The 20081-nt window shown below is 58.9% G+C and carries 21 protein-coding genes and 1 tRNA gene; 12 read left to right on the top strand and 10 right to left on the bottom strand.

Annotation, left to right across the window (positions count from 1 at the left end):
* Nucleotides 1-154 precede the first annotated feature (154 nt).
* Together FXB41_RS39170 and FXB41_RS39175 are read left to right on the top strand one after the other, a co-directional pair.
* A complete protein-coding gene (locus FXB41_RS39170; protein WP_246649577.1) occupies nt 155-1003 on the top strand; it encodes a YggS family pyridoxal phosphate-dependent enzyme in 849 nt (282 codons plus the stop codon).
* 523 nt (nt 1004-1526) lie between these two features.
* A complete protein-coding gene (locus tag FXB41_RS39175) occupies nt 1527-1682 on the top strand; it encodes a hypothetical protein (protein WP_246649579.1) in 156 nt (51 codons plus the stop codon).
* Between the two features lie 107 nt (nt 1683-1789).
* Here the strand turns inward: FXB41_RS39175 and tnpA are convergent, their stop codons facing one another.
* The gene (gene tnpA, locus FXB41_RS39180; RefSeq protein ID WP_219685557.1) at nt 1790-2191 is read right to left on the bottom strand and encodes an IS66-like element accessory protein TnpA; all 402 of its coding nucleotides are present in this window, start codon (nt 2189-2191) and stop codon (nt 1790-1792) included.
* A 466-nt stretch (nt 2192-2657) separates the two neighbouring features.
* On the opposite strand from tnpA, the gene FXB41_RS39185 reads away from it, so the two are divergent.
* Genes FXB41_RS39185 through FXB41_RS39195 form a run of 3 tightly spaced genes read left to right on the top strand, consistent with a single transcriptional unit; the run spans nt 2658 to nt 4393 of the window.
* A complete protein-coding gene (locus FXB41_RS39185) occupies nt 2658-2945 on the top strand; it encodes a helix-turn-helix domain-containing protein (RefSeq protein WP_219685558.1) in 288 nt (95 codons plus the stop codon).
* On the top strand, nt 2942-4225 hold the full coding sequence (locus tag FXB41_RS39190) for a type II toxin-antitoxin system HipA family toxin (RefSeq protein ID WP_219685559.1): 1284 nt from the start codon (nt 2942-2944) through the stop codon (nt 4223-4225). The genes FXB41_RS39185 and FXB41_RS39190 overlap by 4 nt, the downstream gene beginning before the upstream one ends.
* A 27-nt stretch (nt 4226-4252) precedes the next feature.
* Nucleotides 4253-4393, top strand: coding sequence for a hypothetical protein (locus tag FXB41_RS39195; protein ID WP_219685560.1), 141 nt, complete (start codon nt 4253-4255; stop codon nt 4391-4393).
* 621 nt (nt 4394-5014) lie between these two features.
* Here FXB41_RS39195 and FXB41_RS39200 read toward each other — a convergent pair.
* The 3 genes from FXB41_RS39200 to FXB41_RS39210 all read right to left on the bottom strand — a co-directional run bounded on the left by FXB41_RS39200 (nt 5015) and on the right by FXB41_RS39210 (nt 8052).
* Nucleotides 5015-5686 (bottom strand): hypothetical protein, encoded by a 672-nt coding sequence (locus FXB41_RS39200; protein ID WP_219685561.1) that lies wholly within the window; start codon nt 5684-5686, stop codon nt 5015-5017.
* A gap of 436 nt (nt 5687-6122) precedes the next feature.
* A complete protein-coding gene (locus tag FXB41_RS39205) occupies nt 6123-7076 on the bottom strand; it encodes an abortive infection family protein (RefSeq protein WP_219685562.1) in 954 nt (317 codons plus the stop codon).
* Nucleotides 7077-7389: 313 nt separating this feature from the next.
* Nucleotides 7390-8052, bottom strand: a complete 663-nt coding sequence (locus tag FXB41_RS39210; RefSeq protein WP_219685563.1) for a hypothetical protein — start codon at nt 8050-8052, stop codon at nt 7390-7392.
* Between the two features lie 213 nt (nt 8053-8265).
* On the opposite strand from FXB41_RS39210, the gene FXB41_RS39215 reads away from it, so the two are divergent.
* Together FXB41_RS39215 and FXB41_RS39220 are read left to right on the top strand one after the other, a co-directional pair.
* On the top strand, nt 8266-8697 hold the full coding sequence (locus tag FXB41_RS39215) for a hypothetical protein (protein ID WP_219685564.1): 432 nt from the start codon (nt 8266-8268) through the stop codon (nt 8695-8697).
* A complete protein-coding gene (locus FXB41_RS39220; RefSeq protein WP_219685565.1) occupies nt 8657-9925 on the top strand; it encodes a WD40 repeat domain-containing protein in 1269 nt (422 codons plus the stop codon). The genes FXB41_RS39215 and FXB41_RS39220 overlap by 41 nt, the downstream gene beginning before the upstream one ends.
* 715 nt (nt 9926-10640) lie before the next feature.
* Here FXB41_RS39220 and FXB41_RS39225 read toward each other — a convergent pair.
* Nucleotides 10641-10808 (bottom strand): recombinase family protein, encoded by a 168-nt coding sequence (locus FXB41_RS39225; protein WP_376707542.1) that lies wholly within the window; start codon nt 10806-10808, stop codon nt 10641-10643.
* 164 nt (nt 10809-10972) lie between these two features.
* Between FXB41_RS39225 and FXB41_RS39230 the strand changes: the two genes are divergently transcribed.
* The gene (locus FXB41_RS39230) at nt 10973-11152 is read left to right on the top strand and encodes a hypothetical protein (RefSeq protein WP_219685566.1); all 180 of its coding nucleotides are present in this window, start codon (nt 10973-10975) and stop codon (nt 11150-11152) included.
* On the opposite strand, the gene FXB41_RS42220 is transcribed toward FXB41_RS39230, so the two are convergent.
* Nucleotides 11097-11339: a DUF7662 domain-containing protein gene (locus tag FXB41_RS42220; RefSeq protein WP_446479887.1), complete on the bottom strand. Its 243-nt coding sequence runs from the start codon at nt 11337-11339 to the stop codon at nt 11097-11099. The genes FXB41_RS39230 and FXB41_RS42220 overlap by 56 nt on opposite strands.
* A 1549-nt stretch (nt 11340-12888) precedes the next feature.
* On the opposite strand from FXB41_RS42220, the gene FXB41_RS39240 reads away from it, so the two are divergent.
* Complete coding sequence (locus FXB41_RS39240) at nt 12889-13122, top strand: hypothetical protein (protein ID WP_085383432.1); 234 nt, start codon at nt 12889-12891, stop codon at nt 13120-13122.
* Nucleotides 13123-14597: 1475 nt separating this feature from the next.
* Here the strand turns inward: FXB41_RS39240 and FXB41_RS39245 are convergent.
* The 3 genes from FXB41_RS39245 to FXB41_RS39255 form a co-directional block, all read right to left on the bottom strand.
* Nucleotides 14598-14672: transfer RNA gene (locus FXB41_RS39245), tRNA-Val, on the bottom strand.
* A 157-nt stretch (nt 14673-14829) separates the two neighbouring features.
* Nucleotides 14830-16128: a coiled-coil domain-containing protein gene (locus FXB41_RS39250; RefSeq protein ID WP_007600524.1), complete on the bottom strand. Its 1299-nt coding sequence runs from the start codon at nt 16126-16128 to the stop codon at nt 14830-14832.
* 119 nt (nt 16129-16247) lie between these two features.
* Nucleotides 16248-16853 (bottom strand): DUF1134 domain-containing protein, encoded by a 606-nt coding sequence (locus FXB41_RS39255; RefSeq protein ID WP_007600525.1) that lies wholly within the window; start codon nt 16851-16853, stop codon nt 16248-16250.
* A 139-nt stretch (nt 16854-16992) separates the two neighbouring features.
* Here FXB41_RS39255 and FXB41_RS39260 point away from each other — a divergent pair, with 139 nt between their 5' ends.
* Nucleotides 16993-17478, top strand: coding sequence for a YHS domain-containing (seleno)protein (locus tag FXB41_RS39260; protein ID WP_219685571.1), 486 nt, complete (start codon nt 16993-16995; stop codon nt 17476-17478).
* Between the two features lie 14 nt (nt 17479-17492).
* Here FXB41_RS39260 and FXB41_RS39265 read toward each other — a convergent pair whose 3' ends face one another.
* Nucleotides 17493-18320 (bottom strand): 3'(2'),5'-bisphosphate nucleotidase CysQ family protein, encoded by an 828-nt coding sequence (locus tag FXB41_RS39265; protein WP_219685568.1) that lies wholly within the window; start codon nt 18318-18320, stop codon nt 17493-17495.
* A gap of 171 nt (nt 18321-18491) precedes the next feature.
* On the opposite strand from FXB41_RS39265, the gene chpT reads away from it, so the two are divergent.
* On the top strand, nt 18492-19145 hold the full coding sequence (gene chpT / locus FXB41_RS39270) for a histidine phosphotransferase ChpT (RefSeq protein WP_219685569.1): 654 nt from the start codon (nt 18492-18494) through the stop codon (nt 19143-19145).
* 197 nt (nt 19146-19342) lie between these two features.
* A partial coding sequence (locus tag FXB41_RS39275) for an Hpt domain-containing protein (protein ID WP_219685570.1) occupies nt 19343-20081 on the top strand: 739 nt, incomplete at its 3' end.

A 20081-nucleotide genomic window follows, 5' to 3' on the forward strand; every position in this document is an offset into this window, starting at 1 on the left:
ATTAGGATCGTCCCTATGGGGGATACGGCCTCGATTATGCGTCGATGGGAGAGGTTCTGACGAACTAGCCGGACTCGACTCTGCTTTATGTGCTACCGAAATCATTGGCCTTTGCCATGTCAAACACCATGGACGTGGAAGCGAGGAATTCGCGATGTCGCAAATGAATAGCGTCCGATTCACGGACGATCCGCGCTCGTTATTGCGCGCCAATCTTGATGAGCTTGAGCAGCGCATAAATCGGGCTTGTATGCGGGCTCGCCGCAGGCGTTCAGAAGTTCGTGTTTTGCCTGTCAGCAAGACCGTACCCGCCGCGATTATCCGTATCGCATCCGAACTCGGCCTTTGCGAGTTCGGCGAGAACAAGGTCCAAGAGGCGGAGAGCAAGGTCCGCGATTTGGCCGACCTGTCGTTGAACTGGAGTGTCATCGGTCACCTCCAGACGAACAAAGTGAAATCGATGGTCAAGTTCGCGAACGAGTTTCATGCGTTGGATAGCTTGAGATTGGCCGAAGCGCTCCAGGCCCGCCTGAGCGCCGAAGGCCGGCATCTCGACGTGTTCGTCCAAGTCAACACCTCGGGTGAGGTGAGCAAATACGGTTTGCCGCCCCACGAGGTAGAGGATTTTGTTCTTCGGCTGTCCGACTATCCAGCCCTTGTCCCTCGCGGCTTGATGACTCTCGCCGTCCTGAGCGGAGAGGCGGACAAGGTTCGCGAATGTTTCAAGTTGCTGCGGGGGCTTCGAGACGCACTCCGCGATAGAACATCGACGCGACTTGATCTCCTCTCAATGGGGATGACAAGCGACTTCGAGATAGCAATCGAGGAAGGTGCCGATGTCATAAGAGTTGGTCAGGCGATATTCGGACCTCGGCCGACCAAGGACGGACAGTATTGGCCCGGGCTTCCTCTCCCCACCAGCGCGCGGCCGCGGGACCTGCCGCGAGTTCTGTTTCGTCCGTCGCCTGCCAACAGCAGAGTGAAATCACCACACCAATGCTAGCAAGTCGCCCCGTCACGATCCGCATGACGCCCCTTGTGAGCTGACCAGGCTCGGTGGCGGACCCACTCTAAGTCGACACGCCGGAGCCTCGCCGATTGCAGGCGGGCCGCCCAACGGAAAACACGGCAAATTTCTCCGCGACTAGGAACACTAGGTGCCCGCGAGGTTCTTCTGCGTCAGGGTTAGGGCTTGCGGAGTTCTCTTCCATAGCTATTCAGATCGTGATGGACCATACAGGCGACAACCGACATTGTTTTGACCAAAGCGACCTGAAGGGCCTGGCCAGGCCGAGCCGCGCTTCAACAAGCTGACAGGCCGCGGATTATCGCTGTCAACCGGACGGCGGCGGGTGATCTTAGACCCGTACGGGCATTTGATCCGACTGCAGATGAGACGCTGCTCTGTTCGTGCCTTATCGGGACTAGCCAGACTCGCGGCGCGGCAAATGTTTTTGTTTAGACGTAGCGGTGTCGCAACTAGCGCGTTTGCGCGCGGGCACCACAGTTTTGGAGCTTGATGAAAAATGCAGCCTAAGATCGGGTGGTGTTTCGTTCTCGAACGAGCGCTGGTAGCCGGCGACGTGATGCTTGCTCAGAAGATCGCGCTCGAGACCGACGAAGCCGCAGTACTCGCGCTTGCCAACCGGTTTGTCCGAGACCGCCCGTCCTGCCCCGAGTAGTACGGCGTACTTACTAGTCCGCTCATGGAGGGCCAGCGACGGAAAGCCTCTGCGCATATCCGTGTAGCCTGTCGCCAGCCACACTCGCACATTCCCTGGTACAGCAATCATCGGCGTCCAAGCACATCGAGGACCCGCGCCAGCGCCTCCGGATCGACGTGCGCATCCACCCGGATGCACCGTCGGTTGCCGAGATCGATCTCTATCAATCCAGTACGTGCGGCTGCCGCCGAGCGAACTCGGCCATCAACCGTAGGCAAAAGCTTCGCAGTTTCTTCAGTCGAGGCCGGTACGGCGGCGATCTGCACCGGCGTAAAAGATGGTACAACTTGTTCCGATGTCCGTGCTTGTCGACGCCAGGTAAACACCAGGCTGGCCGCTACTCCGTTGCGCCGCGCAACCTCAGTTACCTTCGCGCCCGGTGCCAGCGTCTCCTCGACAATCCGTGCCTTGTCGTCCTGCGACCAACGCCGCCGCCGCTCCAGCCCGCCTAAAACCTCGACCCGCATCGCCTGATGACCTTAAAGCTAGACTTAAGGTCACACGCTTCGCGAATTACCAACCCTCACGCAAGACGGCCCCCATCGGAGGCGTACGGTCCAGCCCTGTCATCTGGCGAAGCTGTCAGTGAGCATTCCGGCTGGATCAGCGCGTTGAATTGCCCCTCAGGGCGGGGGTCGCCCTCTAATCAGATTGCCCTTGTGATCCGTCGGTAAGTGCCGCGCCTCGACACGCGATGGCCAGATGCTGAGGTTTGTCGCCTATCGTGGCCGAGCACGACCCGTTCGTAATCGATCAAGAAGCCGGAGCGGACGTTGAGGGCCGGGTGAATATCGACGCCGATTCGCCCCGAGTCACACGTAGAAATGTCGGCGCTCGATGACATTCGAGTGTGTCATCGAGCGGTGACATTTAGGATTGTCAGCGAACGCAGACGTATGTTAAAGTAAACGAACGATGACATTTGGAAATCCCATGTTCGTACGCACCCCGGCCGAACTCGGCGCCGTCCTTCGCGATCGGCGCAAGAAGCTCAAACTCGATCAATCGACGTTTGCCAAACGCATTGGCGTCAGCCGCCAGTGGGTGATCGAGGTTGAGCACGGTCACGCGCGCGCGGAGCTCGGGCTGATCCTTCGCGCCCTTGACGCCCTGGACATCCGCCTGGATGCGAGCACCGAACAAACGCCCGCCCGCGGGGTCACCAGGCCAGCTGTCGATATCAACGCCATCGTGGCCAAGGCCAGGAAGAAAAAGGCATGACGAGCGAACTTGTTGCTCTGCTGGATGGTCAGGAAATCGGCCGCCTGCGCAATGACGCCCGCGGCCGGCTCACCTTTGTCTACGACAAGGACTGGCGCCAGGCCGAGGGAGCCTATCCGCTGTCGCTCTCCATGCCGCTCGCGGCCGAAGAGCACGGTCCTTCCGCCGTGCAGGCTTTCCTCTGGGGACTCCTGCCCGACAACGAACGCGTGCTCGAACGGTGGGCCCGAAGATTTCAGGTGTCCGCGCGGAACGTGTTTGCCCTTATTTCCCATGTCGGCGAGGACTGCGCGGGTGCCATTCAGTTCGTCACGCCTGATCGGCTGGAGGCCTTGCGAAGCGGCGCCGACGACAAAGTCGAATGGCTTGACGAAACGGCGATCGCCAATCGCCTGCAAACTCTACGCGAGGATCACGCCGCATGGCGGTTGCCGCGCGATACCGGACAATTCAGTCTTGCGGGTGCCCAACCCAAAACCGCCTTGCTTCTGCAAAAAGGCAAATGGGGAATTCCCTCTGGGCGCATTCCGACGACGCATATCCTCAAACCGCCGACCGGCCATTTCGACGGACACGCGGAAAATGAACACATCTGCCTCATACTTGCGCGCAATCTCGGTCTGCCCGTCGCCGACACCCAGGTGATGCATTTCGGAAAGGAAATCGCCATCGTCATCGAGCGCTACGACCGGCAGTTCAGTGGGAACGAGATCGTCCGTGTCCACCAGGAAGATATCTGCCAGGCGCTCGGCATCCTGCCGACCATGAAGTATCAAAACGATGGCGGACCAAGCCCTGCCGATGTGATCGAGCTTTTGCGCACCTACTCCACGGATCGCGTCGCGGACGTTGACACGTTTGTCGACGCGCTCGGCTTCAATTGGCTGATTGCGGGTACGGATGCTCACGCCAAAAATTATTCGCTGCTGCTGGCCGGAGGCCCTCACGTACGGCTCGCCCCGCTCTACGACATTGCGAGCATTCTTCCCTACGATGACGTCGATCTGCAGAAGATCAAGCTCGCGATGAAAATCGGCGGTGATTACAAGCTCAGCCAGATTAGTTTGCGCGATTGGCAGAAGTTCGCGCGCGAAACGCGCCTCGATCCTGACAAGGTGATCGCCGAACTGATTTGCATGGCCGAGCAGCTTCCGGACATTGTAGCCGCCGTACGGAAGCAAGCGCAGAAGGACGGGCTGGACAACGCCATCATCGGGCGCCTCGCCGACCACCTGATTGCCAGAGCCAAGCAATGCCGTCGACTCCTCGGAGGGATATAGCTCAGACCAGCCGCCAGCAGGATGATGATGGTCAGCAGCAAGGCTGCCGATCATCATCGACATGTCGCTGTCGACGTCAACACCAGCATCAACATCACCGCGATCGGCACGCCGATATCGATGTCGAGCATGATCGGTGGTTGCTCGCGATCCGATGCACCCGTGTAGTCACTGCGGCTGCCATCACCTCACGTTAGATGTGTCCCTTCAAGGCTCCGGCAGATAGGCGCCGATTAGCCGGGGGCGGATTGCGCTTTCCGACACGTTCGCCATTGAAATACCTATAGAATTTGTAGCAGGCGCTAGAGATGTTTACCAGTTCCGTTACTCAGCGGAAAACCGTGTTGCAGATATACGACATCACCTCTTCTGCGACTTGAGCATCTTCAGAATCACAGTTTGCCGTGACGGAGTTCGCCGCCTAGGAGAATGGTGGGATGGATCGTGCCGCTCAGACCGTTAGACCATATTTCCCCATCGACTTTCCCGCCGTAAACGCGCATTTTCAGCGCAACCCGCATTGCATCGCTGGTTGAGGTTATATCGCCCTCGTTGGTCCATGAGCGGTGAACTCGGTATTGAGATTCCACCACGTTGCAACATCTTCTTTGGCAGCCGGTAGTGTTTCAGCGAACGAATGAATTTTCTGCGGCAGGTCGAGAACCCCAATGAAAAGCGCCGCGACCCAACCGGACACAAGGATAAGAGTCCTTCCAGCTCCTCGAAAATTCATTGGAGCACCGAATATGCAGGCATCGACCCGTCTCTCTCACCATCCGAGTGAGCGAATCATGAGCAGCTTCGACGCTGGAAGATTGTCTTGATCGTGTCCTTCGAGCGAAATTCAAACTCCTCCATGCCCGGATTGTAGAGCAAGAAGCCATTTGATGAAGCTCTGAGAATCTTCCTATCGATGCATACGCCGTCTTGAAGGAAGAGGGATTGGATGCCGTCCGTTCGTGCGATCTCACTCTTGAGCCAAGCACGGCCTGATGCAGTCGAAAACATCACCAATCCTATCAGCACGGGAATCAAGACACTGCGGAACGAGCCGTGGTCGTACTTGTAGCCAACCCAGAAGTAGAAGATCAGCACGCCCTGAAAGATAAACTCTGGCAGAACCAAAATTGTGAAGGTCGTTATCTTGAAGTAGTCCAAGAATGCGAACATCGCCATCACGACGAACCACAGGACCAAGAACGCAACCAAAAATAAGAATGAGTTGATGTGATAGCGAAGAGCAACGCGTTCGGCGGTGGCACTAATATTGATGTCTAGCGCGGCCAGCAACAGCCCACCAAAGAAGCTGAACGTGCAGAAGATGGAAAAGGCGGAAATAAAATACTGTAGAATCTGGATATTCGTTCCAATGAGGTCCGAGAAGGTAAAAAGCTCGGTGAAGTGACCGGGTATCCTAGAAAAATAGCCCGCGTTGAACGCAGAAATGGAGCACACGTACAAGAGAGAAAGAACGGTGAGAGATTCGCCTAGGCTAATTCGAGTTGGAGCACTCCAGAGATTGATCGGGCCAACGTCGTCAAGACCATATCGCGGCGCACCTCGCGGCTATACTCAGTAGCGTAGTTGCCGCGCTCAACGGGAAGATACTCTGCGCCTTTGGCATAGTCGATCGGGGCCGCTCGGCGGCGCTTTCGTTTCGACAAGGTTCACACTCAATGGAAGTCCGAATCAACTTTGACGAGAGTAACACACGTGGCGCGGGTCGAGCCCAGCAAAGACTGTGCTGCACAATTTTCAGCGTCACCATCGCGAAAGGTATGGCGTGTGAGCGGTAACCCGACTTCCCCGTATGCCCGGGACGAGGCCGGGGGCTGGAGGGCCAAACGGGCACGGGCTCCGTGACCCCGAGTTCTTAAGAAGCTAAGGTCTCGTGGTTTCATCGAAGGCGCTTCTCCCCCTCCGCAAGGAACAGAACCGTGGCAGCGGTCATGTGGAGGACGTAAGAGACAAGCTCGTCCGGCACCTCGGGTGCAGGCCCAGCGCCGGCACCATGGCCTGCTTGTCTGTTACGAGGCGTTGATATGGCCGACTCCAGTACGCTGCGCAATCCGCTGAAGTGCCCCTGCCAATATGCAGGAATGAGGCCGTTGGTCAGGCAAACATTCACAAGGTCTTTGGCTGCCGCCTTCGGATCGAACGGCCATTTCCGCTTGGTACAGATTACCTTCATGGTGCTCTCGAAGCACTTGGAGCAATCGACTAAAGCCTCTTGCTTCTTCCCGTGCCTGAAGTGCTCATAGGCGCTCAGAAACTCATCTTGCGCATTCTTGAATGCCTTGCCGCGCAGGACGGTTAACGCCGGCACCACCACCACTTTATGGACTAGCTGCGAATCTACGCGGACAATCTGACCATCTGTGTATTGATAACCGATGCCATTCTCTTTGAAGCGAGTGTTGAGTTCTTCGGAGGCTTCCGTCGCGATCTTTCGAGCACCGTCGCCGCGCCCCGCATAATTGAACTCACCACAAACATTGTTGATGACCCTAAAGCTTAGCTCAATCGCATCAAGAATCTTGGTAGGATCCTTCTCCGCCAAGAACCATTGAATAAGCTCAGATCGAGCTTGACTCGGATCATTCGGATTCATGTACCGCGAAACAAGCTGAAACACGCTGTACTCGCGGCGGAGTACCTTCACTATCTCATGATACCACTGTTGCATGTCCTCAGCGTAATAGTCACTCAGGTTTGGATCGCCGATGGCATCGCTCCAGATATGAGCCACCTGAGTGCGAAATCCTTGCGGTATCTCGTCGTAAGAGAACACATCAGGCGCTTGGCCAAGCTCGCGCTTTCTGCGCTTAGAATAGAGATCGAAAACAGGCATCACTTAATCCTCCATGCACGCACAACATACGCAGCCGCGACTGAGCCGCTAACTCCCTGGACCTCAGTCCGCTGAGGTGGGCGTGTGGCCGGGCTTGGATGGCCGCGTCCTGCGCTTCTAGACCCAGGTCGCTCTCGCCCTGTTTCTGCGTCGAAACGCGCTCTTCATGCCATTGCTCCATACAAAACCGTTTGTAGTTCGCATTCGGCAGACTGTCTCTCCAACACGCCGGCTCATCGCCCGCCGCAGGAGCGGGCACGTCTAGCAACAAAGAGCCACATGCCAAACCGAGGCTGAAGGCCGCCCGGCACGCCTAAGAAGAGGCTAGTCGTCCCTCGGTAGTTTGATCGCCAAGGAGCCCACGAAAGTCCCTTTGCAACTCCTTGGTTGCCGGGCCGGAAAGCCTCTCTATCTTTTCTTGAATCTCAAGCCATTTCGTCGTTCGTTCTGCCCCCAGGTCTCCATAGTCCACACCGTAGAGGAACTGAAAGAACGCAAACTTCAATTCGTCGGCAATAGCACGCACTTTATCAGCAGCGGCCTCTGGGAGATAAATCTCTTTTGTTCGAAATGTACGAATGAACTTGTTCGTTGCCTCTGCCGCTTTCACTCCTCGCTCCGCGCGTGACGTGCCACCAACGGGTTCGAACGCCTTAGTGTAGTCGGCCGTTGCATCCAATGCATCGCGCAGATCGGCGTGGACCTCCGCAAGAATCTCTGCTCGCTTTGAGTGAAGGTGTGAAAACTCGACATTGCGTTGAGCAGCAACGACAGCCAGTTCACTCTTCAACCGTTCAATCGCTACATCACCCTGCGCCTTTAGTTGCGCTTTCAACTTCTCCAATTCTGCATCGTTGCTTGCCTTGAGGTCAGCCTTCAGAATTTCTAATCTTTCCTCATATTCGCTTCTGATCGCGGCTTTGATCTTTTCTGACAGATACGTTTTCGCCACATACGCCGCCGCCAGCGCCGACAAAGCATGCCAGCACGTAAGTCCCCAAAAGCTGAAAGATAGCCATCCCGATGTGCACGGCATCGGCCGCAGAATTCCCGGTCATCAACCCGCTCCACCTCCGCTCGGAATCTCAGATAGTGGTGCTATAATCACAACCTTTGAACGATTCGCAACGTCCTGCGAGGCACGACCGTGAGCTCACGAGATGAATTGCTTAAACGCGTGCGAGACGATGTGGATACCATCGCCGATCTCGTTAGGCGCACGAATTTCCCCCTAGAGGACGTCCTCGATAAAACGAGCCTTGACGCTCTCTGCGACTCGCTAAGACTTGATCCAGACTATTGGAGCGAGGAGTTTTTCGAGACGATTTTCATTATCCGTGATGGCCTTTACCAATTCCGGAATGATCTCCGGGACAAGGATGACGAGGAGGGCGTCTACCCAGCCGAACAGCTGCTCTCCGCCATGGACCGATTGTACGCGGATCTAGAGCGGGCGATGCGATCCTTGAATCCTGAGGTAATTATAAGCGCCCAGGCGGAGATCGCAGCGCTTATGCGCACCCCCTACATAGACGTGCGGCTCATCCAGCAAAGCGTGTTGGAACTTAAGGACGACGTTAATGAGCTACTCACTCGCACACATAACGTACCAGCACTTTGAAGTTCATCTAATGCGCGTGAGCAACACTGAGGTTCTTCGAACCGCAAAGTTGGTCGTTCAGCGCATGAGCGCCACTGCTTTCGCGATCAAGCTCTCTCTGGAGCAGGATGTTGTTTATCAGGGTATATTCCGATTCCTGCAGCAAGGAGCAGACAAAATCGTTGATGAGCTGAAAGCACTAGCCGAACATTTCAAGAAGGCATATCGGGACGAGAGCGACTTCACCGAGGACCTTTCGACTCTCGTGGCCAAGGGCAGCAAAATCTCCCGTGATATCGCGAACCTCCTGCATCAAGTTTTTAGCGATGAGCCGATTGAACAGAAGCAGCTCAAGCTCAAGACACGCACTGCTTCCATTGGCGAGCCCATGGTTTGCGCTACGCGACTGGGTGAAAACAGGCTAATCCTCGGCGGAAAAGACGGCTGGGTTTACGTACTGGACGTCCTCACCGGCAAAGTTTCCGACCGCCATCGAATTGGCGAAAGAACCATCAATTGCCTAGCCCGCTCTTCCAAGGCCGTGGTGGCTGGAAATGAAGAAGGTCTCGAAACGATAAATCCCGCCACTCTTGTAAGCTTGGAGTTCGATTCAATCTATCAGGAAAATGTGTCGGCGGTTGCTGTTGCCAGTTGGGGCGTCGTGAGCGGGACGCGAGATGGGATCGCCAGACGTTGGAAACTAGATGAGACCACGCTGTTGAAATATGGAGCCGAAAAGCTCACGCTCGGCAGAAGTATCCAACGCATGAGCGTGCTTAAAGAAGAGGTCGTGGTGGCAGCCGGACAAAACCTCTTCTTCATTAACGACCACTTCTCGGTAGATCGAAAAATTCCGATTGACTTTACCATCTCGGATATGTGCCCGATGGATCACAGCAGCTTAATTCTCTGCGGTGAAGGAGCGCTGGCCCAGGTTAAGCTTTCAGAGGGGAAATACACTAAATACATCACGGCGTCAGAATCGACAAAGTACACCTGCGTGGCCGGCATCGATAGCAAGACATTCTGCGCGGGAAATGATGACGGTCTTTTGACCGTATTCGACGTTGAGTCCGAGGCAGAGATCGGTGCGACCAACGTCCAGTTTCCGCTCCGAGGCATGATACGGGTTAACGACAAGCTAGTGGTCTACGGGGGAAGCTGGAAGGGCCGGTCCCAGAAGACGATCGCCATTCTGGACTGGGAAGAGATTATTCATAGATCGAAAGAGTTTGATCCTAAGCGCTAGCGTTACGTATTCATCCGCCCTCACATACTCCCCTGTATCCCGCAGGCCCGCCTCGGCTAACTAGATTTGTGCGACCGCCCGATAGGCATTGATATCGAACGCGCGGCGTGCCTGTTTCGCATCCGGGCAAGCGACTTTCGGTACCACCTCCGGGCTGGCACCGAGGCCTCGCGTTGCGCTTGCCAATAGCACGCACATCGCACCACGGATTCGAAGCGGTGCATCTAACGCACGCGATCCTTGCGGCACGCGACCTGCTCTCTCCTCTTCCTCCACCATCAACATCAGGACAAACCAACGGATGGCACAACGGTCCCAACGCCACAACGAAAGGCATTGAGCGCTCGCGCTAAACTTCAATGCAGCGAATGAGCCCCGGCCGATATTTCGAAAGGGGTCACAAACGCGACTGGTGACCTTATGGCAGCAGCACTGCAAATCCCCCCTACTGAGTATCTCTCCGCTACTTTAGGGCACGAATGTGAGACCGCAGGACGAACTTACTCATTAGACCGTCTCAACCCAATCCGCTGTTCGGAGGTCCCTACCGAACTGTCCGCCTCGAAGCATCGCTGCGCCCGACACCTTCGCCAACACTCATGTGTTCGAACAAAGCCTCCTTGAGTCAATTTGACTCATTGGCCGCAGCTCCGAAGCCTCTAACATTTCGGTCAACGGACTTTGTTGAAAATGTTGGAGCCCTTCATGTCGTCTACTAACAGCCGGCCGGTCTGTCGCTTCGGCGTCCACTCTCAACCTCCTTGAACTCCGTGATGACTTGCCCTTGCTCCTTGAGGTAGGCCGCAACGGCAGATCTTTGTGCGGCGAGCCCAAGTCCGGACGCTCCCTGCTTGGCGGTCGATACGCGATAGTAGGCAATCAAGCCCTAGAGCAGGCACTTGCTGCGGCTCACGTCCGCAGCGGAATTAAGGTAGCGATCCGAGATGGTCCCGCCTTGCTGAAGTAACCCTCAACGGGTACATCAAAGGTTCAATTGCGTCAGCTTCAAAAGGCACCAGGCTGCAAGCGATCGCATGAGGTCGACCGATGACCAGCCCGACTGGTGATGAATTGCGTGTCGCGGTCTCTGCCGCGATCGAGCAATGGAAAACGGCGCGGCAGCTTCCTTACCTGTCGCCGGACAATTGCCAGACGTTAAACAAGCTGATCATCACCGGACTTCAATCCGTATTGTTCCAGCGTGCGAAGACCTTCGACGAGCGCTAGGCTGTACGGATCGTTTAAGCTCGGCGGAATTCGACGGCGTAGTTCTTGATCGAAGCATGCGCACGAATCCCGCATTCATCCACGCCCATGCTTGGGTGTGCCGGGCCTTCATGGAGCTTTCGTTGCTCCACCACGCCATGAATTTGTGTGCCGATGCCGGAAGCGTTCTCCTGAGTATCTCTTCCATTTCGGAGAAGGTCAGCCGAACGATTTGTCCACGCGCTCAACAACCGTTGATGCAATGGTTCGTAGATCGATTTTCGGAGGCTCATGGTCTCACCGCAGGCAAGGGTAAACATGGACGGTCCTAGAGCAAGTGTGTGCCGAGCTTCCGCACGGTGGCGACCATGAGAACCGAAAGTACATCGCCGAGGCGCGATCCAACCGGCTGAGGCAGGACAAAGTACCTTAAGAGACAATGGGCTGAGCGTGGGCCCAGCCGGCGCTGGCGGGGCGCCCCACCCAAGGCGCTCCGGTCCTTGAAGGATCGCTGCATCGCTCGGCTACCACCACCTTGTCTCTTGCTCTTTTATATTCGAGCAACTGCGACACCGCATCGTAGGAATGATACGTTGCGTAGACGCTCTTTGCATTCCTCGCGAAGATCGGCCAGAGCATCAGCCCAATAAGCGACCATGGCGCGCCGAACTCCGTCGAGGGCGAAGATGCGTTCGGCCTTTGCAAAAGCCTCGTCGGAACTCGCACTTACTGGACGTTCAGCAGCTTTGTAGTCGGCCGATTGAACATCCCCAGCACGTTGGCCGAGCCACATGATCGTTTTGGGATACTCCAAAATGGGATGGTCAAGCACGAGGTAGTGCGAGAACTTTCCGTCCGCAGGTGTTCGAGTGCTGAAAGCGACTTCGTGAGACCCGATGTTTAATGTGAACCAACGCCCTCCGTTGGTCTGCGGGAGAACGCTTAAGGTCCACGCGCCTTGAATGTCGAGGTTGCCGTACAATCCCGAAAGCTGGAATAAGCGAATAAGAAACAGGCTGACATCGGGATTGTGGAGGAGCCGATCCGTCCTCTCGTGATCGACGCGAAGCAGTTCGCTGATCGAGCGCAGTTGTTCTCTAGTGAAGCGCGCTCTCTACTGCGGTGCAGTCTGTGACATGCACCAAATCTGACAATTCCCACGGACCATGGGGAGCGTACGCCTCACCGCCATTTATTCCTCGAAGGCGTTTAGCGATCGGCGGTGCGGCCGATTTTTATGTAATCGCTATTGATGAAACGACTACGCAGACAAACCCCTGCGGCATAGGCGCGGTCCCCCAACCCACGCCGGCAAGTAACAGAGGACCGCCCGGACGTGGAATAGGCGGAACGTCTAGATTGCATGACTTGCGGGCAATCCTCCCGCATCAGCGGCTGATTGCTAATCAAAAGGTCTGACGAACCGATTAGCGGAATGATTGCGAGTTTGGTGGCCCTTCTTCTCCACGCCACAACGGCGCACGCCGTGCGGCGTCCATCCCTCGCGCAAAGGGATTCGGAGCTCCTCGCCGGGGGCATTCGGGAAAGGGGCCCGCCGTCATGAAGTATGCCGGCCTCGCTATCACTGCCCCCTTCGCGGGTGCCCTCTTAAGTGGGAAGCGCGAGCCCCACAGCGGTCGACAGCGCGGCCGGACCCGGGCTGTTCGAGCAGAAAGACGGCGCATCACAAGGGTCAAACGCTGCCAATCGCCGTGGTTGCAATGCTAGAAGTTCGTGACCGACTGACTGGGGGCAGCATGGTTAAGGCATTTCGCAATATGCTCATGGCACTTACTTTTGTAGGAGTTGCCGGTTGCAACATGTTTTGGAATTTCATGAATGACTATATGGCCTGCGGCCTTGCGCTGGCGGCTTCAGTTACAGCCGGCTTATGCGTTGAGCGCATCTTCATCGAGCGGTCCCGTCGGGAGATGATCCGCCTCCACGGCGCGGACTGGCATTCAGCGGAGAAACGACAGCTCGACTCATGAGCGTCACCCGTCGCACGCTCGTCGTTTTCATCGTCCGATTGTTCGCATTCGACCCGAGGGGCCTAGCCCGATGATCAAACTGGTCCATCCATTCCGGTTCGCTCGCATCGAGCGCCTGCGAGAGCTGCTTGAACGAGACTACGAAATGGCAGTTGATCCGAATGCGGGCGTGAGCACCACGAGACTGGTGAGACCCGATCCGCCAATGCTCGAAACAGGTGTGATACTCGGTCGAGATCCAGGCGGGGTCCGAACTGGGTCCTTCATTGCGAGCCATGCGAGCGCGACGGCACCGCAACCGGTCAATACGCCCGAGTAGCATCACGATCTGGAAGGGCGATGACCGTAAGCCCCCCCTAGGTAGGGGATGCCGAAAGCGGACTCCCGGCTCCATTGGTTCTTACCGCTTTACAATGTTGCCAGGGGGATCTCGTCGTAGTCGTCACCATCGCCGCCAGCGAGGTGGTCAACCTAGATGAAGGGATGCTGCCAGCCCAGGCAGTCAAGCAATAGACGATCAACGAACCGGAAGCGGTTTTGGGCTTCGTTCCAAGCTGCCGATCTTCAACCTCGAGATCGGGGTGCTCTTTGCGCCGCTGATGCGTCCTGCCGACACGAAGCCATCAGTGATTACGAATGAGTCGGCTGGGTCAAAGAGCTTGTGATACTTTTCCGCAATGGAAAGACTAAGACGGCGCGGAAGACTCGTAAAGCGGCCTGAGGACTCAACTGGACCGTAGAAGAAACAAAGCCCGCCGTCGCGTCGGGCCTTTCATTGCGTGGCCTACTTTGAAATCCCGCTTGGGCTGTTTCGGCTAGTACCTAGCACCGAGGACTGTCCTGATCCCTCCGCGAGTGTGGAATCAAGAAAGGGTCGCATTCGCGCGACCCTGCCGGAAAATTTGTTGGGAATGAAATAACAGCCCCGGCAGGAGCAATCCTGACTCCTTCAGTACGCCTGAGAAATCCGTAGTAGCACGGTGTTCCGGTGCCGGATCCGAACGCGTCCTAGTTTCCCGAAACGAGTGTCCTACTCAGGAGACCACCTAGCGCGAGGGCGCTGGCCTGTTCCAACCTCAGTGGCCGAGTTTGAAAACCGTAATGACAGTTTTTAAGGAGAACGGAAATACAGCTCTCGATGAAGAATGCTTCAATGAAATGGTAATGAATCGGCTGAAACGCAAAGAAGCCACTGCCACCGCGTATTGAAGGCACTGCGGGCTGCATCGAATGACCTAACAATCGTGCAACCGCGATTCGACGCGAGCCCTCCAACTCCATTGATGCTTGTCACATGGCGATTGTGCAGACGCGGATCTCGTCGTGAAACACTAACGAGCTTTCGCCGTCGGGGTCGGAGCGGCGGCCGAAGGCAGAGGGACATTTTTTTGCGACGTGCCCCTGTTGTGCCCCAGACTTTTCGGGGCACATTGTGGGGGAAGCAACCCGCTAAGTTATTGTAGGTATGGGACTAATGGTGGGCGCACAAGGGATCGAACCTTGGACCTCTCCCGTGTGAAGGGAACGCTCTCCCGCTGAGCTATGCACCCGAAACCATCATGCAGGCGACCCGAGTTTCGGCCGCCGACGCTTTGGAGCCCGCGATTTAGAAGTGCGGGCCGAAGGTGTCAAGTTTCGAGGCGCTGCCGGACCGGAAAACCTTCTCCCCGGACCCGCAATTCAGCGGTCAGACTGTATTGGGGCGGCTTACGCGCCCTGCTGGCGGGCGCGGGAGGCGTGGGCCTGGAGCGCGCGGATGCGTTCGGCCAGTGTTCCGCCGCCTTCGGGCAGGGTGCCTGCGGCCGTGCCGTTGGTCGGGGCGTCATTGGCCGGGCGCGGCGCCGGCCTCGGCGGCTGGCCGGCCTCCGCCGCAAGCAGGGCCTCGATCGGCGAGTTCGGTCCTTCGAGCTGCATCGCGAGCTTGGCGACCTCGGCGGCGATGTCGTTGATGCGTTCGCGCAGCAACGCGTTCTCCATCCGCTCGGTCGCCCAGGAGCTCTCGGCCTGTTGCTGGATCGCGTTGATGTCGCGCTGGAGCTTGGCGCGCTCGTCGCGGGCGGTGCGGAGCTGCTCCTCCAGCGCGGTCTTTTCGGCGCGGATCGATTCCATCGCGGCCGACGATTTACCGCCGCTCAAGGCCGCGATCTCGACGCGCAGCTCCTTGATGGTGCGCTCGTTGCCCTCGTTGGCCTGGCGGAGCTGGTTGTTCTCATAGTCGCGCTCGGCGAGCAGCTTGCCCTGCGTGGCAAGGCGGCCTTCGAGGTCGCCGACGCGGCCCGACAGCATCTCGGCCTCCTTCACCTGCACGATGAGCTGACGATCGAGATCGGTGACGCGCTGGCTCAGATTCTCGACGCGGCCGCGGGCGTCGCCGAGCTCGCGCGAGGCGGTCTCGGATTCGGTGCGCTCCTGCGCCAGCCGCGCCTGCGTCGCGGCAAATTCCTTTTCGGCGTCGCCGACGCGGTTCTTCAGCTCCTCGATCTGCGCACGGACCACAACCAGCTCGACCTGACGGCTCTCCGCCATCATCGAGCGGTCGGACAGTTCGGAATTGATCTTTGCGAGCTCGCCCTGCTTGTCGGTCAGCGCGAGCTCGGCGGCACGCAGGGCTGCGGTCTTGGTGTTGAATTCCTCTTCGGTGGCGCGGAGCTGCTCCTTCACCGCCTTCTCGCGCGCCTCCAGCGCGAAGATCGTGGCGTTCTTCTCGCCGAGCTCGATCTTCATGCGGTTGATGGCGTCGCTCTTCTTGCCGAGCTCGGCGAGCTGGCTCGTGGTCTTGTTCTTGAGCTGGTCGACGCTCATCTCCAGCCGTCGCGCCGACATGGCGAATTCGGCGCGGAGCTGGTCCTTGTCGGCCTGGATCTCGGCCATCGACAACGGCGTGGCGGCCTCGAGCCGGCGCGTGGTCAGGCGCACGGCGCGGTTATGCACCAGCGGCACGATCGCAAGCCCGCACAGCATCGAGAGCAGGAAACCGATCGCCAGGTACATGATCGGTTCGACCATGGGCCAGAACTCCCAAAGCTAAGGAAAAATTTACCAAGGACATTGCATGCGGGGCCGGCAAAAAGCCAGCCCCGACATGTCGTTAACCTTGATCCGTCGCCGGAGGGGAAAGCAGAACGTTAGAACGGGTTCCAGGTCGCGCGCGGGGTGAATTTCAAATAGCCGATATTGGCTCCCAGCCGCAGGCCGAGGCCCGAGCGGATCGGCACCAGCACGATGTTGTTGGCGGTGAGCGCCGTCATGCCGAAGCCGCCGATGATGTAGGCCGAGCCGTCGAGGCCGGCGAAGCGCTGGTAGATCGCGTTGGTGGCGGGCAGATTATAGACCAGCGTCATGGTGCGCGCGCCGTCGCCGCCCCAGTCGAAGCCGAGCGAAGGACCCTGCCAGTAGACCCTGAGGTCGCCGGCGTTCTTGGTATAGAGCGTGCCTTCGCCGTAGCGCAGGCCGGCGACGAAAGCGCCAGACCCTTCCTCACCGAGGATATAGCCGTTGGGCAGGCCCCATTGGCTGACCGCCTTCTCGATGATCGAGGCGAGGCCGCGCGAGACGTTGCCGAAGAAGCGGTGGCCGGCGTTCACGAGCTCGTCCGGCCCATAGGTGGTGGGCGTCTGGGTCCGCTGCGGCGGCGGCAAATCGGGCGGCGGCGGCTGCTGGGCGGAAGCCGGAATGATCCACCCGACCATCGCGGCAAGCGCGACTGCGGCAAGGCGTGATGCGAAAGTCATAAAAGAACCCCTGGTATCGAATCCGGTCGCTTCCTTAACCTGACGCCAACAGGCACGGCTCTAGGTTGCGCCGGATGTCCCCTCGACTCGGATGTTATCCGCAGCAACTATGACGGCAGAACGGCAGGAAGCCAGCCCTTTGCGCCCCGGAATTGCCTTGATCGGCCTTCTGGTCTGCATGCTGTCGGGCATTTGGATCCTCTGCGCGGGGTTGCCGGCGCAGGCGGCCACCACCGAGCGGATCGTCGTCAACCGCTTCAGCGGCGTGGCGATTGAGGGCTTCGACCCCGTGGCCTATTTCGTCGATGGCGCGGCCGTGCAGGGGACGGCCGAGTTCGAGGCGAACCTGTGGGGCGCCGTCTGGCGCTTTCGGAACGAGGGCAACCGGGCCTCTTTCCTCGCCCATCCCGAGGTCTACGGGCCGCAGTTCGGCGGCTACGATCCGGTCGATATCGCCCGGGGCGTCACCATCGCCGGCAACCCCCGTTTCTTCGCGATCGCGGCGCAGCGGCTCTATCTGTTCAGCCGGGAAGCCAATCGCGACGCCTTCGCCGCCAATCCCGAGCGCTTCCTCTATGAGGTGGGCAAGCGCTGGCCGGCGCTCGAGGACAAGCTCAGCCAGTAGGTCCCTTTACGGCGTCAGAGTCTTGCCGCCTGCGGGTCACCCCAGGCGATGAACTCCGGGATGATGAAGCCGCCATCGTGCCGTTCGCCGAAGCGGAGCGCGCCGCCCTTGCCGTCGGTCACGCTGCCGCCGGCCGCGGTCACGACCGCGTAGCCGGCCCCGACGTCCCATTCACAAGTGGGCCCGAAGCGGGGATAGATGTCGGCACTGCCTTCCGCGATCCGTCCGAATTTCACGGCCGAGCCGACCGTCTTTCTGATGGCATTGGGCCGGTGATCGATGAACGCCTCGGTTCTGGGATCCCCATGCGAGCGGCTCACCGCGGCGATCCAGGGCTCGCCCAGGGGCGGCAGCTTGCGGGTATGGATCGCCTCGGCAGCGCCGATGGTCGCGCCGTCAAACCCGACCCGCTCGGCGCCGCGGCCGACGATGCCGCGCCAGAGCAGCCCGAGTGCAGGGGCGCTGACGATGCCCAGCACCGGCACGCCCGATGTCACGAGGGCAAGGTTGACGGTGAACTCGTCGCGCCCGGCGACGAACTCCTTGGTGCCGTCGAGCGGGTCGATCAGGAAGAAGCTGTCGCGGAACGGCGGCGAGGCGAGCTGGGTCTGCTCTTCCGAGAGCGTCGGGATGTCGCCCGCAAGCTGCGCCAGCCCGTCCGCGATGATGCGGTCGGCGGCAAGGTCGGCCTCGGTCACCGGCGAGCCGTCCTGCTTGCCGTCGACCCGCATCGCGGTGCGGTTGACCGCGAGGATGGCTGCGCCCGCCTTCACCACCAGCGCGGTGAGCGGCTCCATCAGGTGGGAGGCGGCCGTGCTGTCGATGATCCGCTTCACCTGCATGCCTCATTCATCGGTAATTCCATCCCTACGCGAGTGATTCGCCGCGGCATTAGGGCCGGTTCGAACCGATCGCAAGCTAGCTGCCACGGGCTTGCGAATGTTAGAACCTGCGGCATTCGTCAAGCATGCTTGATTCGCCGCGTCCGCGCCGTGCAATTCCAGGAACCCTTTATGTCTGACGCTTCGTCACCCGCTACCGTCACCGCTCCAGATGCGCTCGAACTCGCTGCGCTGCTGTGCTCGCGGGTCTGCCACGATCTCATCAGCCCTGTCGGCGCCATCGTCAATGGGCTCGAAGTGCTCGACGACGATCCCAAGCCCGACGACCGCGAGTTCGCACTCGACTTGATACGCAAGAGCGCGAAAACCGCCTCCGCCCGCCTCCAGTTCTGCCGCCTCGCCTTTGGTGCGGCCGGCTCGTCCGGCGCGCAGATCGATCTCGGCGATGCCCAGACCATGGCGCGCGGCCACATCGAGGACGGCAAGTGCTCGATCACCTGGAATCTGCCGAGGATCTTGCTGCCGAAGAATCGCGTCAAGCTGCTGCTCAACATGCTGGTCGTTTCGCAGCACACGATCCCGCGCGGCGGCACGCTGACGATCGATCCGATCGGCGAGGGCGAGACGATGAGCTTCCGCATCACCGCGACCGGACACAATGCGCGCCTGCCGCAGAACATCTCCGAACTCCTGAGCGGCGAGCGCGGCCCGGCCGCGGATGCGCACGCGATCCAGCCTCATTATACGCGGCTGTTGGCAGAGGCTTGCGGGCTGACCGTGAGGCTCGCGCACGAAGGCGAGGCCATCACCATCATCGCGTCGTAGACACGAAGCCGCTCTCAAACGTTAATCGAATCTTTACAAGGCGCTTCGGCTTGTCCGGAGCGCCTTATCTCTTTGTTGATTCCGTTCTTTTCCACATACTCAACCAATATTAAACGCTTTGCGGTGAAGCTGGCCCCATTCCGAATTGGCGCATCACGTCTTGTGTGCGCGCCCTCCCTGTATGAAGGCCTGTTTTCATGGATGATCTGTTGCGGGAGTTTTTGACGGAAACCAGTGAGAGCCTGGACACCGTGGACAATCAGCTGGTGAAGTTCGAGCAGGAGCCGAACAACGCCAAGATCCTGGATAACATCTTCCGGCTGGTCCACACCATCAAGGGCACGTGCGGCTTCCTCGGATTGCCGCGGCTGGAAGCGCTGGCGCATGCCGGCGAGACGCTGATGAGCAAATTCCGTGACGGCATGCCGGTGACGGCCGGCGCGGTGACGGTGATCCTGGCCTCGATCGACCGCATCAAGGAAATCCTGTCAGGCCTCGAGGCGACCGAAGCCGAGCCCGAGGGCACCGACCGCGATCTCATCGACAAGCTGGAAGCGATGGTTGAGCAGGGCATGGCGGCCATGGCGGCGGGTGCTGCTGCTCCCGAGGCTGAAGCGCCGCCGCTGGTGCCGGAAGCGCCTGTCGCCGTTGAAGCCGCGCCGACCTCCGGCGTGCTGGCCGACCAGACCCTGGAGCGTCCGCTGCGTCCGGGCGAAGTCTCGCTCGACGAGCTCGAGCGCGCCTTCCGCGAGACCGCGATCGAAGTCCCGGTCCCCGTTGCCAAGGCTGAAGTCAAGGCCGAGCCCCAGCCGGCCGCTGAAGCGCCGGTGCCTGTTGCCAAGGAAGTAGCGAAGGAAGCCAAGGCGCCCAAGGAAAAGGCCGCGCCGAAGAAGTCGATCGCCGACGAGGGCGCCGCCGAGGGCGCCAGCATCGCCA

The organism is Bradyrhizobium canariense (assembly GCF_019402665.1).
Lineage (GTDB): Bacteria > Pseudomonadota > Alphaproteobacteria > Rhizobiales > Xanthobacteraceae > Bradyrhizobium > Bradyrhizobium canariense.

Excerpts from the sequence above, each read along its gene's own strand:
- FXB41_RS39170 (WP_246649577.1), top strand. The coding sequence starts at position 155 with ATGTCGCAAATGAATAGCGTCCGATTCACGGACGATCCGCGCTCGTTA.
- FXB41_RS39175 (WP_246649579.1), top strand. The coding sequence starts at position 1,527 with ATGCAGCCTAAGATCGGGTGGTGTTTCGTTCTCGAACGAGCGCTGGTA.
- tnpA (WP_219685557.1), bottom strand. The coding sequence starts at position 2,191 with ATGCGGGTCGAGGTTTTAGGCGGGCTGGAGCGGCGGCGGCGTTGGTCG.
- FXB41_RS39185 (WP_219685558.1), top strand. The coding sequence starts at position 2,658 with ATGTTCGTACGCACCCCGGCCGAACTCGGCGCCGTCCTTCGCGATCGG.
- FXB41_RS39190 (WP_219685559.1), top strand. The coding sequence starts at position 2,942 with ATGACGAGCGAACTTGTTGCTCTGCTGGATGGTCAGGAAATCGGCCGC.
- FXB41_RS39195 (WP_219685560.1), top strand. The coding sequence starts at position 4,253 with ATGGTCAGCAGCAAGGCTGCCGATCATCATCGACATGTCGCTGTCGAC.
- FXB41_RS39205 (WP_219685562.1), bottom strand. The coding sequence starts at position 7,076 with ATGCCTGTTTTCGATCTCTATTCTAAGCGCAGAAAGCGCGAGCTTGGC.
- FXB41_RS39220 (WP_219685565.1), top strand. The coding sequence starts at position 8,657 with ATGAGCTACTCACTCGCACACATAACGTACCAGCACTTTGAAGTTCAT.
- FXB41_RS39230 (WP_219685566.1), top strand. The coding sequence starts at position 10,973 with ATGACCAGCCCGACTGGTGATGAATTGCGTGTCGCGGTCTCTGCCGCG.
- FXB41_RS42220 (WP_446479887.1), bottom strand. The coding sequence starts at position 11,339 with ATGGAAGAGATACTCAGGAGAACGCTTCCGGCATCGGCACACAAATTC.
- FXB41_RS39240 (WP_085383432.1), top strand. The coding sequence starts at position 12,889 with ATGGTTAAGGCATTTCGCAATATGCTCATGGCACTTACTTTTGTAGGA.
- FXB41_RS39250 (WP_007600524.1), bottom strand. The coding sequence starts at position 16,128 with ATGGTCGAACCGATCATGTACCTGGCGATCGGTTTCCTGCTCTCGATG.
- FXB41_RS39255 (WP_007600525.1), bottom strand. The coding sequence starts at position 16,853 with ATGACTTTCGCATCACGCCTTGCCGCAGTCGCGCTTGCCGCGATGGTC.
- FXB41_RS39265 (WP_219685568.1), bottom strand. The coding sequence starts at position 18,320 with ATGCAGGTGAAGCGGATCATCGACAGCACGGCCGCCTCCCACCTGATG.
- chpT (WP_219685569.1), top strand. The coding sequence starts at position 18,492 with ATGTCTGACGCTTCGTCACCCGCTACCGTCACCGCTCCAGATGCGCTC.